Origin of the sequence: Polymorphospora sp. NPDC050346, assembly GCF_040655695.1 — a bacterium.
In the GTDB taxonomy this organism is placed as follows: domain Bacteria; phylum Actinomycetota; class Actinomycetes; order Mycobacteriales; family Micromonosporaceae; genus Polymorphospora; species Polymorphospora lycopeni.
On the sequence record NZ_JBFAKM010000016.1, the window covers coordinates 29,063 to 43,970 of the forward strand.

Annotated in this window: 11 protein-coding genes and 2 pseudogenes; 5 read left to right on the top strand and 8 right to left on the bottom strand. The window is 72.4% G+C overall.

Annotated elements, in window-relative coordinates:
- Window positions 1-46: 46 nt before the first annotated feature.
- Window positions 47-1,306 (bottom strand): DUF6596 domain-containing protein, encoded by a 1,260-nt coding sequence (locus AB0I42_RS18205; protein ID WP_357538685.1) that lies wholly within the window; start codon window positions 1,304-1,306, stop codon window positions 47-49.
- Between the two features lie 5 nt (window positions 1,307-1,311).
- The gene (locus AB0I42_RS18210) at window positions 1,312-1,653 is read right to left on the bottom strand and encodes a YciI family protein (RefSeq protein WP_357538795.1); all 342 of its coding nucleotides are present in this window, start codon (window positions 1,651-1,653) and stop codon (window positions 1,312-1,314) included.
- Window positions 1,654-1,922: 269 nt separating this feature from the next.
- Between AB0I42_RS18210 and AB0I42_RS18215 the strand changes: the two genes are divergently transcribed.
- Window positions 1,923-3,344 carry a diguanylate cyclase gene (locus tag AB0I42_RS18215; protein ID WP_357538686.1) on the top strand — a complete coding sequence of 474 codons (1,422 nt, stop codon included), beginning with the start codon at window positions 1,923-1,925 and terminating at the stop codon, window positions 3,342-3,344.
- Between the two features lie 29 nt (window positions 3,345-3,373).
- Here the strand turns inward: AB0I42_RS18215 and AB0I42_RS18220 are convergent, their stop codons facing one another.
- Both AB0I42_RS18220 and AB0I42_RS18225 read right to left on the bottom strand, forming a co-directional pair.
- Window positions 3,374-4,435 carry an aspartate-semialdehyde dehydrogenase gene (locus tag AB0I42_RS18220; protein WP_357538687.1) on the bottom strand — a complete coding sequence of 354 codons (1,062 nt, stop codon included), beginning with the start codon at window positions 4,433-4,435 and terminating at the stop codon, window positions 3,374-3,376.
- Window positions 4,436-4,439: 4 nt separating this feature from the next.
- The gene (locus AB0I42_RS18225) at window positions 4,440-5,705 is read right to left on the bottom strand and encodes an aspartate kinase (RefSeq protein ID WP_357538688.1); all 1,266 of its coding nucleotides are present in this window, start codon (window positions 5,703-5,705) and stop codon (window positions 4,440-4,442) included.
- A 268-nt stretch (window positions 5,706-5,973) separates the two neighbouring features.
- On the opposite strand from AB0I42_RS18225, the gene AB0I42_RS18230 reads away from it, so the two are divergent.
- Window positions 5,974-6,801, top strand: a complete 828-nt coding sequence (locus tag AB0I42_RS18230) for a hypothetical protein (protein WP_357538689.1) — start codon at window positions 5,974-5,976, stop codon at window positions 6,799-6,801.
- A 380-nt stretch (window positions 6,802-7,181) separates the two neighbouring features.
- Entirely contained in the window at window positions 7,182-8,873 is a 1,692-nt protein-coding gene (gene leuA / locus AB0I42_RS18235; protein WP_357538796.1) for a 2-isopropylmalate synthase, read from the top strand.
- A 30-nt stretch (window positions 8,874-8,903) separates the two neighbouring features.
- On the opposite strand, the gene AB0I42_RS18240 is transcribed toward leuA, so the two are convergent.
- A complete protein-coding gene (locus AB0I42_RS18240) occupies window positions 8,904-9,959 on the bottom strand; it encodes a hypothetical protein (protein ID WP_357538690.1) in 1,056 nt (351 codons plus the stop codon).
- A 203-nt stretch (window positions 9,960-10,162) separates the two neighbouring features.
- Window positions 10,163-11,585 (bottom strand): annotated as a pseudogene (locus AB0I42_RS18245) (DHA2 family efflux MFS transporter permease subunit); the annotation flags it as partial.
- A 114-nt stretch (window positions 11,586-11,699) separates the two neighbouring features.
- Here AB0I42_RS18245 and AB0I42_RS18250 point away from each other — a divergent pair.
- Both AB0I42_RS18250 and AB0I42_RS18255 read left to right on the top strand, forming a co-directional pair.
- A complete protein-coding gene (locus tag AB0I42_RS18250; RefSeq protein WP_357538797.1) occupies window positions 11,700-12,374 on the top strand; it encodes an HNH endonuclease family protein in 675 nt (224 codons plus the stop codon).
- Between the two features lie 134 nt (window positions 12,375-12,508).
- A pseudogene (locus AB0I42_RS18255) lies at window positions 12,509-12,748 on the top strand (hypothetical protein); the annotation flags it as partial.
- Window positions 12,749-12,772: 24 nt separating this feature from the next.
- Here the strand turns inward: AB0I42_RS18255 and AB0I42_RS18260 are convergent.
- Both AB0I42_RS18260 and AB0I42_RS18265 read right to left on the bottom strand, forming a co-directional pair.
- Window positions 12,773-13,870 carry an oligopeptide/dipeptide ABC transporter ATP-binding protein gene (locus tag AB0I42_RS18260; RefSeq protein WP_357538691.1) on the bottom strand — a complete coding sequence of 366 codons (1,098 nt, stop codon included), beginning with the start codon at window positions 13,868-13,870 and terminating at the stop codon, window positions 12,773-12,775.
- Entirely contained in the window at window positions 13,867-14,904 is a 1,038-nt protein-coding gene (locus AB0I42_RS18265) for an ABC transporter ATP-binding protein (RefSeq protein WP_357538692.1), read from the bottom strand. The genes AB0I42_RS18260 and AB0I42_RS18265 overlap by 4 nt, the downstream gene beginning before the upstream one ends.
- Between the last annotated feature and the right edge of the window lie 4 nt (window positions 14,905-14,908).

Below are 14,908 nucleotides of genomic sequence, written 5' to 3' on the forward strand. Positions count from 1 at the left end.
GAGGCCCGTCGCGCCATTTGCGGGCCGGGACAACCAACCCGAGGCATCAACCGTCCGAAGCGGACAGTTCGGCCGATTCGAGCCGGCGCCTCAGGTGGGCCCGTTCGGGCTCGGTGCCGGCCAGGTCCAGCGCCGCCCGGTACGCCGCCGCGGCCTCGCCGAACCGGCCCAGCCGGCACAGCAGGTCACCCCGTGCCGCCGCGTACGGGTGGTATGCCCGCAGCCGGGGCTCGTCCGCCAACTCGTCGAGCAGCGCGAGACCGGCCGCCGGGCCGTCCCGCATCGCCACCGCCGCGGCCCGGTTCAGCGCGACGACCGGCGACGGCGACAGGGCCAGCAGTACGTCGTACAGCGCCACCACCTGTGGCCAGTCCGTGGTGGCCACGTCCGCGGCCTCGTCGTGCAGGGCGGCGATCGCGGCCTGCACACCGTACGGACCGGGTGGGCCGCCGGTCAGCGCGGCCACCACCAACTGCCGCCCCTCCTCGATCATGGCCCGGTCCCAGCGGCCGCGGTCCTGCTCGTCGAGGAGGACGATCTCGCCGTCCGGGCCGGTGCGGGCGTCCCGCCGGGCATGGATCAGCAGCATCAGCGCGAGCAGTCCGGTCACCTCGCGCTCGGCGGGCAGCAGCCGGCGCAGGATCCGGGCCAGCCGGATGGCCTCCTCGGCGAGGTCGAGCCGCTGCAGTCGCGGTCCGGTGCTGGCCGCGTACCCCTCGGTGAAGATCGAATAGACGACCTGGAGCACGCCCGGCAACCGGCCCGGCAGTTCGTCGGCGCCGGGTACCCGGAACGGGATGCGGGCGTCCCGGATCTTCTTCTTCGCCCGGACGATCCGCTGCGCCATCGTCGGCACCGGCACCAGGTAGGCCCGGGCCACCTCGGGCGTCGTCAGCCCGGCGAGGCAGCGCAGGGTCAGCGCGCCACGGTCCTCGGCGGGCAGCGCCGGGTGGGCGCAGGTGAAGAAGAGGCTCAGCCGCTCGTCGGGCAGGTCACCGTCGGGGTCCGCGGGTGCGACCGGTCCGGCCCGGTCCGCCTCGGCCTGGAGCACGGCGAGGCGGGCCGCGTACGCCTGGTCGCGCCGCAGCCGGTCGACGGCCTTGCGTCGCGCCGTGGTGAGCAGCCAGGCCCCGGGCCTGGCCGGCACGCCCTGCCGGGGCCAGTGTTCGAGGGCGGCCTCGATCGCCTCGGAGGCGACGTCCTCGGCCAGGTCGAGGTCGCCGAAGCGGTGGACGAGGGAGGCGAGCAGCCGGCCGCGTTCCTCACGGAAGACCGCCTCCACCGCGCCGGCTGCCCGCTCGTCCATCGCCGTCAGCCCTGGGGGAAGTCGGCGACCGGCCGCACCTCGACGCCGCCGCCGCCGCGCGATCCGGGGCAGCGGGCCGCCCAGTCGAGGGCGACGTCGAGGTTCGGTACGTCGATGACGTAGAAGCCGCCGAGCAGTTCCCGGGTCTCGGCGAACGGGCCGTCGGTGATCGTGCGCTCGCCGGTCTGGCTGACCCGGACCGTGGTGGCGGTGACGAGGTCCTGCAACTCCTCGCCCGAGACGAAGATCCCCGCCTCGTTCACTGCCTTGTCGAAGGCGATCCAGTCGGCCGGGGTGCAGCCGAAGTCGTTCGGGTCGGCGTCCGGCGCGGGGTGGATGAGCAGCATGTACTTCACGGTCCGTCTCCTGTCGTACGGGTACGGCGGGCTTGCCGTACAGCATGACGACGAACGGGGTACGGCGGGATCGACATCGCCGGCCAGGATTCTTTCGTACGCCCGGTGTCCGACGGTAGGCGTGCCCCGCCGGACCCGTCGATCCGGCCACGGCGAGCCGTACGCAACGCAACGCATTCAAGTGGCGACGCTCAGTAAAATCGGTCCGGCGTCCGGAGCACCGACGCCGCCCGCACCCGTCAGAAGGCGGCGACCCGCGCTTGCACCCCGAACGAGTGACCGCCGACCTCGCGGCACGCCTGACCAGGGCGACGACCGTCGCCGGGGCGTGCCAGGCCGCCGCGGCGACGATCGCCGCCCACAGCGACGTGATGGTCGCGGTCCTGCTGCACGTCCACGACCGGCTGCGCTGTGTCGCGGCGACCGGCTCGTGGCAGGTGTTCGCGTCGGTGCTGCCCGGCACCGGGGTCTCCGGCCGCGCGTACGCCGCCGGTAGGACACAGACGGTGACCGACGTCACCGCCGACCCCGACTACATCGCACTCGGGCCGCCGGTCGCGGTCGAGATCTGCGCGCCGGTCGTGGACCGGTCCGGCCGGCCGATCGGCGTACTCAACCTGGAATGGTCCGGGCCCGTCGACATCGACGCGTGGCGGGTGCTCGCCGAGCGGGTCGCAGCCGACCTCGGCGCGCACGTCGACCGGCTCGGCGGGCCGCCGGCCGAGAGCCGGAGCGAGAAACTGCTCCGGTACGCGGGTGCGATGACCTCGGCCGCCTCGGAGCGGGCGTTGGCGCGGGTCTCGATCGACGCCGCCCGGGACGTGGCCGGGCTCGCGGCGGCGGTGCTGTTGCTGACCGGTCCGGACGGGCCCGGGTTGGCGCCGCCGACCGCGCGGCCGGGCCCGTTGGAGTCGCGGCTGCGCGAGCGGCTGGCCGCGGCGAGCGCCGCCGAACTGGGCGAACTCGTGTCGCGCGCGCACCGGCACGGGGCGTCGTACACGCTGGGTGAGACCGGGCCGCCGACGACGCGGGGCTACGAGGTCCTGGTCGACGCCGACGTGTGCACGCTGATCTCGGTGCCGGTGGGGCCGCCGGACGCGGGCGGGGTGCTGCTGGTCGCCGACGAGGTGGCGTCGCGGCCGGACCCGACGACGGTCAACCTGATGGAACTGCTCGCCGCGCAGGCGTGGAGTTGCCTGGACCGGCTGCGCAGCCTCCACAAACTGCATGAACAGGCCATCTCCGACCCGTTGACCGGGCTGCCGCACCACGGGCCGTTCGGTGAGCGCATCGCCGCCGCCACTCCGGGCCGCACCGCACTGCTGGCCGTCGACGTGGACAACTTCAAGACCATCAACGACACGTACGGGCACCAGGCCGGCGACCGCGTGCTGGTCGGTCTGGCCCGGGCGTTGGAGCGGGCGTTGCGGCACGGCGACGAGTTGTACCGGATCGGTGGCGACGAGTTCGTGGCGGTGGTCGAGGTGTCGGCGGCACAGGAGGCGGTCGGGATCGCCGGGCGGCTGGCCGGCGCGGCACGGGCCCTCGGCCGGACGATCAGCGTCGGGGTGGCGGTGCAGCGGGCGGGCGAGTCGTCGGACCTGACGCTGCGCCGGGCCGACGCCGCCCTCTACACGGTGAAGCGCGGCGGCGGCGACGGCGTACGCCTCGCCCCGGACTGAGCACCCGCCGGCAGGCAGCCGGCGCGGGGTCAGCGGGCGGCGAACTCGGGGGCCAGCAGTTCGGCGATCTGGGCGGTGTTGAGTGCGGCGCCCTTGCGCAGGTTGTCGCCGGTGACGAACAGGTCGAGGGCGCGCGGGTCGTCCATCGAGCGGCGGATCCGGCCCACCCAGGACGGGTCGGTGCCGACCGCGTCGATCGGCATCGGGAACTCGCCCTCGGCGGGGTCGTCGACGAGGATGACGCCGGGTGCGTTGCGCAGCGCCTCGCGGGCGCCCTCGGCGTCGACCTCGCTGCCGAAGACGGCGTGCACGGCCACCGAGTGGCCGGTGACCACCGGCACCCGTACGCAGGTGGCGGAGACCTTCAGGTCGGGCAGGCCGAGGATCTTGCGCGTCTCGTTGCGCATCTTGAGTTCCTCGGTCGACCAGCCGGCGTCGGCGAGCGAACCGGCCCACGGCACCACGTTGAGGGCGAGCGGGGCGGGGAACGGGCCGAGGTCGTCGCCGACGGCCTGCCGTACGTTGCCGGGCCGGCTGCCCAGCGCCCGGTCGCCGGCGACCTTGGAGAGCTGGTCGTGCAGGGTGTCGACGCCGACCTGCCCCGCGCCGGAGACCGCCTGGTAGGAGGCGAGGACCAGCTCGCGCAGCGCGTATTCACGGTGCAGCGGGGCGATCGCCACGATCATCGCGAGCGTGGTGCAGTTGGCGTTGGCGATGATGCCCTTGGGCCGGTTGCGTACCTGCTCGGGGTTGATCTCGGGGACGACCAGCGGGACGTCGCGGTCCATCCGGAAGGCGCCGGAGTTGTCGACGGCGATCGCGCCGCGCTCGACGGCGATCGGTGCCCACTGCGCGGACACCTCGTCGGGTACGTCGAACATGGCGACGTCGACGCCGTCGAACGCCTCCGCGGACAGCTCCCGGACCGTCAGCTCCTCGCCCCGGCAGGCCAGCTTGCGGCCGACGGAGCGCGCGGAAGCGATGAGCCGGATCTCCCCCCAGTGGTTCTTGCGGGCGGAGAGCAGCTCCAGCATGACGGTGCCGACGGCGCCGGTCGCCCCGACGACCGCGAGGGTGGGCAGCCGGGACATGTCGTTACCGGCCGGTTCCGGCGTAGACCACGGCTTCTTCGGAGCCGCCGAGGTCGAACGCCTCGTGCACGGCGCGCACGGCACTGTCGAGGTCGGTGTCACGGCAGACCACGGACACCCGGATCTCCGAGGTGGAGATCATCTCGATGTTGACGCCGGCCTCGCCGAGGGCGGCGAAGAAGCTGGCGGCCACACCGGGGTGCGAGCGCATGCCGGCACCGATCAGCGAGACCTTGCCGACGTGGTCGTCGTAGAGCAGGCCCTTGAACTTGACCGACTCCTGGATCTTGTTGAGCGCGGCCATGGCGGTGGGGCCGTCGGCCTTGGGCAGGGTGAACGAGATGTCGGTGCGGCCGGTGCCCTCGGTCGACACGTTCTGCACGATCATGTCGATGTTGATCTCGGCGCCGGCGACGGTCTCGAAGATCTGGGCGGCGGCGCCCGGCTCGTCCGGTACGGCCACGATCGTGATCTTGGCCTCGCTCCGGTCGTGGGCGACCCCGGTGATCAGTGCTTGTTCCACGGAAAGGTCCTCCATCGATCCGGTGACCATCGTGCCGGTGTTCGTCGAGTAGGACGACCGGACGTGGATGGGCAGGCTGGCCCGGCGGGCGTATTCGACGCTGCGCAGGTGCAGCACCTTGGCGCCGCAGGCCGCGAGTTCGAGCATCTCCTCGTAGGTGATCTGCTTGATGTGCCGGGCGTTGGGCACGATCCGCGGATCGGCGGTGAAGACGCCGTCGACGTCGGTGTAGATCTCGCACATGTCGGCGTTGAGTGCCGCGGCCAGCGCGACGGCGGTGGTGTCGGAGCCACCCCGGCCGAGCGTGGTGATGTCCTTGGTGTCCTGGGAGACGCCCTGGAAACCCGCGACGATCGCGATCGCGCCCTCGTCGAGGGCACCCTGGAGGCGCCCCGGCGTCACGTCGATGATCCGGGCCCGGCCGTGCACCGACGTGGTGAGCACGCCGGCCTGCGACCCGGTGTAGGACCGTGCCTCGTAGCCGAGGTTGTGGATCGCCATCGCCAGCAGGGCCATCGAGATCCGCTCACCGGCGGTCAGCAGCATGTCCAGCTCGCGGCCGGGTGGCAGCGGGCTCACCTGGTGGGCCAGGTCGAGCAGCTCGTCGGTGGTGTCGCCCATCGCCGAGACCACGGCCACCACGTCGTCGCCGGCCTTGCGGGCGGCCACGATGCGCTCGGCGACGCGCTTGATGCGCTCGGCGGTGGCGACGGAGGAGCCGCCGTATTTCTGCACCACCAGTGCCACGGCAGTCCACTCCTTCCGGGGTGCCCGGGGCTGTGCCGGCGCCTGCGGCCGGTGCCCGGCGACCCTCGTCGACCCTAGACGTCGAACCTGATGACGATTCACCTCGCCCACGAACCCCACGCTGGGCACGCAAGCCGCCATCAGGGTACCGGCGGGCTGTGACGGCGTGGACACGCGATCCCACCATCCGGCCGTGGGGCGCGACACGCCGACCGACAACCCGACCCCGGTGCACACCCGGCGCACCGATGGCGATGAGAATGGGCGCGTGCGCCCCGGAGCTGCCTCGCGTCCCGCCATCCGATCCGGTCTGCTCGGCGTGCTGACCACCGCCGCGGTGGCCATGGTCACCGGCTGCGGCTCCGACGCCCCGGCGTCCGACCCGACGCCGACACCGAGCCCGAGCGCCACCGAGGCGGACCAGACACCGGCCCGGTCCCAGCTCGCCGGCCTCGCAGCCGCGGCGCAGGACCGCCACCTGTCGGCGTTCTACACGCTGTCGGCCGCCGACCGCGAGGACCGTACGGTCGCCTTCACCGCCGCCCCCGACGGCAGTTGGCGGGTCGACATCCCCGGCGGCGCGCTCGGCGGCACCGCCGACGTCTCGGTGGCGCGTACCGCTGACGGGCTCTTCCAGTGCGCGCTGCCGTCGGTGACCCGGCAGGTCGCGCCGACCTGCGTACGGGTCGGCGACCCGGACGGACAGTTCGCGGCCGGCAACGATCCACTGGTCCAGCACCCGCTGGTGAGCTGGGCCCGGGTGCTCACCGACCGGCGGGCCGCCCTGTCGGTGACCGCCGCCCAGCCGTTGCCCGGCAGCCGTGGCGCCTGCTTCGCGGTCGAGTCGACGTCCGCCTCGCTGCGGGCACCGCTCGACGTGGGGATCTACTGCTACGCGCAGGACGGCACGCTGACCGGGGCGAAGGTCGCGTTCGGCACCCTGATCCTCGCCGGTGAGCCGGTGGCCGCACCGCCGACGGTCACGCTGCCGGGCCCGGTGGTCGCGGGTGAGCCGCTGGGCATGGCGTCGCCGCCACCGCCGCCGCCCCCGACCGCGACGCCCACCGGCACCCCGTCGCCGACGCCGTCCGCCTGACCGCCCCGGCCGTACCGCCACCTGGGAGTTTCGTCTCAAACCCTGGGTCGGGCTTGCCAACGCCAATCGATCACGTAGGGTGACCAGTGTTATGTGGCAGGCTCTTCTCCTTGGTCGCCGCGGCGAGGCCCACCGGGCCGGCACCTCGCCGCGGAGTTGACGCGCGCCGCCTGAGCACGATCTTTCCGATCCGGGCATCGACGCGCCGGATCGCATCAGCCAGACTTTTCCCGCGCTGACGTCACCCTGACCACAGGAGCATTTCCGTCATGTCAGACAACGCCGCACCCAGCACCGCGTCCACCGACCAGTCCGCCGTACCCGGTGGTCCGGCCGCCGCCCCCGGCCCGGACCCGATCGCCCGCCAGCAGGCCAGCCGGATGCCGTACGGCCGCTACGAGTCCTACCACCGCCAGTTCTCCGTCGAGCTGCCCGACCGGCGGTGGCCGGCCCGGCGCACCGAGGTCGCGCCACGCTGGTGCGCGGTCGACCTGCGCGACGGCAACCAGGCACTGATCGACCCGATGTCGCCCGAACGCAAGCGCCGCATGTTCAACCTGCTGGTCGAGATGGGCTACAAGGAGATCGAGGTCGGCTTCCCGGCGGCCAGCCAGACCGACTTCGACTTCGTCCGCCAGCTCATCGAGCAGGACCTGATCCCGGACGACGTGACGATCCAGGTGCTGACCCAGTGCCGCGAGCACCTGATCGAACGGACCTTCGAGTCGCTGCGCGGCGCGAAGCAGGCGATCGTGCACTTCTACAACTCGACCTCGACGCTGCAGCGGCGGGTGGTCTTCGGCCTGGACCGCGCCGGCATCACCGACATCGCGACCCAGGGCGCCCGGCTGTGCCAGAAGTACGCCGAGATCCACACCCCGGACACCGAGATCTTCTACGAGTACTCGCCGGAGTCGTACACCGGCACCGAGCTGGACTACGCGCTGGAGGTCTGCGCGGCGGTCATCGAGGTGATCGACCCGACGCCGGACCGCCCGCTGATCGTCAACCTGCCGGCGACCGTCGAGATGGCCACGCCGAACGTCTACGCCGACTCGATCGAGTGGATGCACCGCAACCTGCCCCGCCGCGACTCGGTGATCCTCAGCCTGCACCCGCACAACGACCGGGGCACCGCGGTCGCCGCCGCCGAACTGGGCCTGCTGGCCGGCGCGGACCGGGTCGAGGGCTGCCTGTTCGGTAACGGCGAGCGCACCGGCAACGTCGACCTGGTCACGCTCGGCCTCAACCTGTTCTCGCAGGGCATCGACCCGGAGATCGACTTCTCCCGCATCGACGAGATCAAGCGCACCGTCGAGTACTGCAACCAGCTCCCGGTGCACGAGCGGCACCCGTACGCCGGCGACCTGGTCTACACCGCGTTCTCCGGCTCCCACCAGGACGCGATCAAGAAGGGCTTCGACGCGCTGGCCGCCGACGCGCAGGAGGCCGGGGTCGCCGTCGACGGGTACACGTGGGGCGTGCCGTACCTGCCGATCGACCCGAAGGACGTGGGCCGTAACTACGAGGCGGTCATCCGGGTCAACTCGCAGTCCGGCAAAGGCGGTGTGGCCTACATCATGAAGGAGGAGCACCACCTGGACCTGCCGCGCCGGCTCCAGATCGAGTTCTCCGGCGTGGTCCAGCAGGTCACCGACGCCGCCGGCGGCGAGGTCGAGCCGGCCCGGATGTACGAGATCTTCGCCACCGAATACCTGGTCGACCACCAGCGGTTCCCGACGGTCGAACTCGCCGAGTACTCGACGGCCACCGTCGACGGCAAGGTCGAGATGCTGGCCGAGGTGCACTTCGGCGGCAACCGCCGGCCGCTGGCCGCGGTCGGCAACGGCCCGATCGACGCGTACGTCAACGCGCTGCAGGCCCTGGGGGTGCACGTACGGGTGCTCGACTACCACGAGCACGCGATGTCCTCCGGTGGCGACGCCCAGGCCGCCGCGTACGTCGAGTGTGAGGTCGACGGCCGGACGGTGTGGGGCGTCGGGCTGGACGCCAACATCGTGACCGCGTCGGTGAAGGCGGTCACCAGCGCGGTCAACCGCTCCCGCGGCTGAGCTTTCCGCGGGCCGCCCCGCCCCGGCCGTTCAGTTGACCGGCTGGGGCGGGGTGAGCTCGGCGGCGACGCTGGCGCAGATTCCGGCGCCGTACGACAGCTTCCGGGTGTCGGGATAGCTGACGAGTACGGCGAGCACCCAGCCGTCGGCCGCCGCCAGGCAGTTGACCTGCCATTGGGAGTCGGCCCGGACGAAGCCGTTGGTGAAGCCGACGCCCAGGTCGGTGACCGCCGGTGGGAGCCCGTCGACGATGCCCCAGCCGATCCCGGTCAGCTCGCCCTTGTCGGACGCCTCGCCGTTGACCTCGGCCATCTCATCCAGCACCCACTTCGTCCACTTCGGACCGGCGGCCCGGCCGTCGGCGACGCAGTCGCCGAGCCGTACCGAGTCGCCGGCCGAGATCCGCGTCCGTCGCCAGCCACCGTCGTCCACCTGCGTCTCGACCAGTGCGCACACCGGGATCATGCGGTGGCTCTGGGTCGCCCCGCCGGCCGCCTCGTAGAGCGCCTGGGTAGCGTCGTCGTCACCGTCGCGGATCGCCCGGCTGGCCTGCTCCAGGCGGTACGGCTCCGGCTGGCCGCCCCGCTCGGCGGCGTGTCGCAGGTAGTCGGCGACCACCCAGACCCGCAGCATCCCCCCACCCTCGACGGCGTCGCTGACATTCGACGAGCCGGTCAGCACACCGGTGGAGCGGTCGAGCAGCGCCCACGAGAACCGGCCGTCCACAATGGTTTCGACCGGGCCGGGGACGAGCCCGGACGGCTGCGGCGAGGCGCTCGGGGCTGGCGTCGGGCTGCCCGAGGGCACCGTCGGCCGCTCACCGCTCTCCGGATCGCCGAGCCGGGCGAACGCCATCGGCACCAGGACGGCGGTGGCGCCCAGCGCCACGATCGAGGCAACCGTGGCGATGACGAGCGTCCGGCGCCGCCGGCCCCGATCCCGGGTCGACGGTACGGCCCGGTGCCGGCCACCCGATCTCCCACCGGCGGCGGCCGGCGGGTCTTCGGCGCCGACCGGGTTCAGCACCACGGTGGCGTCGTCGGTCGGGTGATCGGCTCCGGTTTCTACAGGTTTGTCAGTTCCCATCTCGACCACCGCTCTCCATCGCGGCTGTCGCGTCTCGCAGGACCGGCTGACCAATGGCGACAGTTACGCAGCCCTCGCGGCTGCGATTCCATCCCTTCAAACGGAACGGATTCACGCACGTCACGGGCGTTGCAGAGATCGGCTTGGCGGTGTTGCGCCACCCCGCCGTACGGTCGGGAACCGCTAGCCGGTCGGACCGCCGGGGGACGGACCGGTGGTGGTCCCGGTCGGCCGGCGGACGAAGATCGCGGCCAGTACGGCCCCGGTGAGCATCAGCCCCGCGCACCACACCATCGCCGACCGGTAGGCGGCGGCCAGCTCCGCCGGCACCTCGTACGCCGTGCCGGAGAGCCCGACCAGCAGCGGCAGGGCCGCCACGGCGAGGAGCCCGGCGGCCCGGGCGGCGGCGTTGTTGACCCCGCTCGCCACCCCGGCGTAGCGGTCCTCGACCGCACCGAGCACCGACGCGGTCAGCGGCGCGACCAGCAGGGTGAGGCCGGCGCCGAAAAGCAGCACCCCCGGCAGCACGTGGACCCAGTAGTCGGCGCCGGGACCGATCGGCCGCAGCAGCAGGATGCCGACGGCGGCCACGGCCGGGCCGACCGTCAGCGGCAGCCGGGGACCGATCCGGGTCGCGAGGGCGCCGGCCCGGGCCGAGCCGACGAGCAGCAGCAGCGTCATCGGCAGCGTGGCGATCCCGGTCTCCAGCGCCGTGTAGCCGGCAACGTTCTGCAGATGCACGGCGAAGAAGAAGCCCTGCCCGCTCAGCGCCGCGTACACCGCGACGGTGTAGATGTTGAGCGCGGAGAACTGCCGGCTGGAGAACAGCCTCGGTGGCAGCATCGCCCGGTCGCCGCGCCGCCGCTCCAGGAGCACGAACGCGGTCGCCCCGCCGACGCCGATCGCGGCGGCGCCCCAGATCGCCACCGAGCCGACCCCGAGAACCGGGCCCTCGATCAGGGCGTACGTGACGCCGGCCAGCCCCAGGGCGCCGAGCACGGCACCGCCGACGTCAAACCGGCCGGTCGAGGCGGCCCGGCTCTCCGGCACCCAGCGCAGCGTGGCGACGACCACGGCGGCCGCCAGCGGCACGTTGATCAGGAAGATCCACCGCCACGAGACGCTGTCGATGAGCCAGCCGCCGATGAACGGGCCGATCGCGGTCGACACCCCGGACAGGCCCGACCAGGCGCCGATCGCCCGGCCGCGATGGTCCGGCTGGAAGCTGGCCTGGAGCAGGGCCAGCGAGGCGGGGGTGAGCAGGGCCGCGCCGAGGCCCTGGAGGACGCGGGCGGCGATCAGCCACTCGACGGACAGCGCCAGGCCGCACAGCACCGACGCGGCGGCGAACCACAGCACCCCCACCAGGAAGACGCGCCGCCGGCCGAACCGGTCGCCGAGGGCGCCGCCGAGCAGCACGAACGCGGCCAGCGTGAGCATGTAGCCGTTGACCGTCCACTGGAGCCCGGCGGTGGTCGCGCCGAGGTCGGCACCGAGCTTCGGCAGCGCGACGGTGACGATCGTGCTGTCGAGGAAGGCCATTCCGGAGGCGAGCACCGCCGCCAGCAGGGTGCCCCGACCGGCCGCGGTGCCGAGTCGCAGGTCGGGGGTTGACGACTGGCTCATGGCGTCCAATCTGTCGGAGGTCTGGTCACTGTTTGCACGAAACGCCGAAGCGGCCCGTGGTTATTGCCGGCGAGACGATCTAGACAGCAAGCTAGGTGGGTGCTTTCCTCCCGTATGCGACAGACCCGTACCCGATCGTTGACCTTGCGCAGTCTCGCCGCCTCGGTGGCCGCGGCGCTAGCCCTCGGCGCGCTCGCCGGTTGCGTGCCCCTCGAAGAGGACCCGATCGGCGGGTCGGACCAGCAGGCCGGCTCCGGTGACGCGGGCGCGGCCGAAAAGCTCCTCGGGGAGCTGACGGTCGCCGACTCCCGACCGATGCGCGGCTACAGCCGGGAACGCTTCAAGCACTGGCGCAGCGCGGGCAAGAACTGCGACGTACGCGACACCGTGCTGGAACGCGACGGCACCGGCGTCGAACTCGACGGGTGCAACGTGGTCGGCGGTTCGTGGTCGAGCGTCTACGACAACCGCACCATCGACGACCCGTCCGGCGTCGACATCGACCACACGGTGCCGCTGGCGAACGCCTGGCGCAGCGGCGCCGACGAGTGGGAGGACGACCGGCGCAGCGAGTTCGCCAACGACCTGACCCGGCCGCAGCTCCTGGCGGTGTCCGCGTCGTCGAACCGGTCCAAGGGTGACCAGGATCCTTCACAGTGGAAACCGACCAACCAGGACGCATGGTGTGATTACGCTATTGACTGGATCACGGTTAAGAGCCACTGGGAGTTGACGGTGACCGCCGCCGAGAAGTCGGCGCTGCAAGACATGCTGGAGACCTGCGTATGACCGACACGACAACAGGCGGGGCGGACGGCACCCCCGCGACAGGCAACCCGACGACCGGCCAGCCCACGACCGCCGAGCCCAACCCGACGGTCCCGGCCGCGGAAACCGGGCCGGCGGGTGGCGCCCCGGACAGCCGTACGACCGACGTGGTGCCCGGCCCCGGCGGCGTGATGACCGACGAGGTCGGCGTCGTCACCGGCGAACTCACCCTGCGCACCGAGTACGACGCCGGCCAGGTCACCCTGCGGGTGCAGTACAAGGACGCCGACGAGTGGTACGTCGTCACCGGCGGCCGGGCCGCACTCGCCGACCCGGCCGCGCTGGACGCCGTACACGCGATCGCCGTCGCGCTGATCGACCGCCCCGAGGGCTGACCGGCGCCGGTCAGCCGGTGCCGGTCAGACGAACGAGCCCGGCTCGGTCGGCGCGGAGACCACACCGGGCGTCTCGCCCTCGTCCTCGGGGCGTACGAGCTGCACCTTGACCTCGTGCGGGCGTAGCTCGCCGCTGGCGATCCGCTCGGCGAAGTGGCAGGCGACCCGGCTCTCGCCGATCTCGCGCAGCACCGGCCGCTCGGTGGCGCACCGGGTCGGCTGCGCCCACGGGCAGCGGGTGTGGAACCGGCAGCCGGCCGGTGGGTTGGCCGGGGACGGGAGGTCACCGGCGAGCAGGATCCGTTCGCGGCGGTCCTCGACCTCCGGGTCGGGGACCGGCACCGCCGACATCAGCGCCCGCGTGTAGGGGTGCAGCGGCTCGCGGTAGAGCTGGTCGCTGCTCGCCTCCTCGACCAGGGCGCCGAGGTACATGACGCCGACGACGTCGGAGATGTGCCGTACGACGGCGAGGTCGTGGGCGATGACCAGGTAGGTCAGGCCCAGTTCCTCCTGGAGTTCGTCGAGCAGGTTGATGACCTGTGCCTGGATCGACACGTCGAGGGCCGAGACCGGCTCGTCGGCGACGATCAGCTCGGGGCCGAGTACGAGCGCACGGGCGATCCCGATCCGCTGGCGCTGGCCGCCGGAGAACTCGTGCGGGTAGCGGGAGAGTGCCCAGCTCGGCAGACCGACGGCGTCGAGGGTCTGGCCGATGATCTTCCGGCGTTCGTCGCGGTTGGCGCCGATGCCGTGCGCCTGAAGCCCTTCGACGAGGATCGACTCGACGTTCTGCCGCGGGTCGAGGCTGGACATCGGGTCCTGGAAGATCATTTGCAGGTGCCGGCGCATCGACCGCAGCCGGCCGGGCCGCAGCTTGGCCAGATCCTCGCCGTTGTAGATGACCTCGCCGGAGGTGGTCGGGGTGAGCTGGAGGATCGCCCGGCCGAGCGTCGACTTGCCGCAGCCCGACTCGCCGACCAGCCCGTACGTCTGACCCTTGGTGATCTTCAGGTCGACGCCGTCGACCGCCTTGACGTGACCGACCACTCGGTCGAACAGCACGCCCTTGGTGATCGGGAAGTGCACCTTGAGGTCACGGACCTCGACGAGCGTGTCGGTCACAGCTTCTTACCCTCCTCCGCGCGCGGCGCGGGCACCCCACCGGACGCGCCGACCTTCGCCGGTGCGCTCACCGGGTTGACGCACCGGTGGGCCCGCCCGTCGTGGGTCAGCGTGAGGGCCGGCGGCTCACCGACGCAGGCGTCGAGACGCTGTTCGCACCGGGGCGCGAACGCGCACCCGTCCGGCCACGGCAGTACGTCGCGTACCGATCCCGGGATCGGCGTGAGGCGCTCGCCCCGGCCCGCGTCGAGGCGCGGGATCGACCCGAGCAACCCCACCGTGTACGGGTGGTGCGGCTCGGCGAAGAGCGGACGCCGCCGGGCGGTCTCCACGACCCGGCCGGCGTAGAGGACGTTGATGGTGTCGCACAGGCCGGCGACCACCCCCAGGTCATGCGTGATCATGATCAGGGCGGTGCCGGACTCGTGGACGAGATCCTTGAGCAGTTCGAGGATCTGCGCCTGGATCGTCACGTCGAGCGCGGTCGTCGGCTCGTCGGCGATGAGCAGCCGGGGACGGCAGGCGACCGCCATCGCGATCAGTGCCCGCTGTCGCATGCCGCCGGAGAGCTGGTGCGGATACTCCTTGAGTCGGCGGGTCGGGTCGGGGATGCCGACCCGGTCCAGCAGGTCGGCCGCCTCCCGGCGGGCCGGGTCGCCCTTCATGCCGCGGTGCCGGACGAGCACCTCGGTGACCTGGGTGCCGATCGGCACGACCGGGTTCAGCGACGACAGCGGATCCTGGAAGATCATCGCGACGTCGCGGCCACGGACGTCCCGCATCGACTTCGCGTCGAGCTTCAGCAGGTCGGTGCCGTCGAAGTCGGCCCGGCCACCGACCTGCACACCACGCTGCCGGGGCAGCAGTCCCATGATCGCGAGCGAGGTGACGCTCTTGCCGCAGCCGGATTCGCCGACCAGGCCGACGACCTCGCCGGCGTCGACGTTGAAGGAGACGCCGTCGACGGCGCGGACCGTGCGCTGCCCCCGGCGGGAAAAGGTGACGGACAGGCCGTCCACGTCCAGCAGTGCCATCGCC

Excerpts from the sequence above, each read along its gene's own strand:
- AB0I42_RS18205 (WP_357538685.1), bottom strand. The coding sequence starts at position 1,306 with ATGGACGAGCGGGCAGCCGGCGCGGTGGAGGCGGTCTTCCGTGAGGAA.
- AB0I42_RS18210 (WP_357538795.1), bottom strand. The coding sequence starts at position 1,653 with ATGCTGCTCATCCACCCCGCGCCGGACGCCGACCCGAACGACTTCGGC.
- AB0I42_RS18220 (WP_357538687.1), bottom strand. The coding sequence starts at position 4,435 with ATGTCCCGGCTGCCCACCCTCGCGGTCGTCGGGGCGACCGGCGCCGTC.
- leuA (WP_357538796.1), top strand. The coding sequence starts at position 7,182 with ATGCCGTACGGCCGCTACGAGTCCTACCACCGCCAGTTCTCCGTCGAG.
- AB0I42_RS18240 (WP_357538690.1), bottom strand. The coding sequence starts at position 9,959 with ATGGGAACTGACAAACCTGTAGAAACCGGAGCCGATCACCCGACCGAC.
- AB0I42_RS18250 (WP_357538797.1), top strand. The coding sequence starts at position 11,700 with ATGCGACAGACCCGTACCCGATCGTTGACCTTGCGCAGTCTCGCCGCC.
- AB0I42_RS18265 (WP_357538692.1), bottom strand. The coding sequence starts at position 14,904 with ATGGCACTGCTGGACGTGGACGGCCTGTCCGTCACCTTTTCCCGCCGG.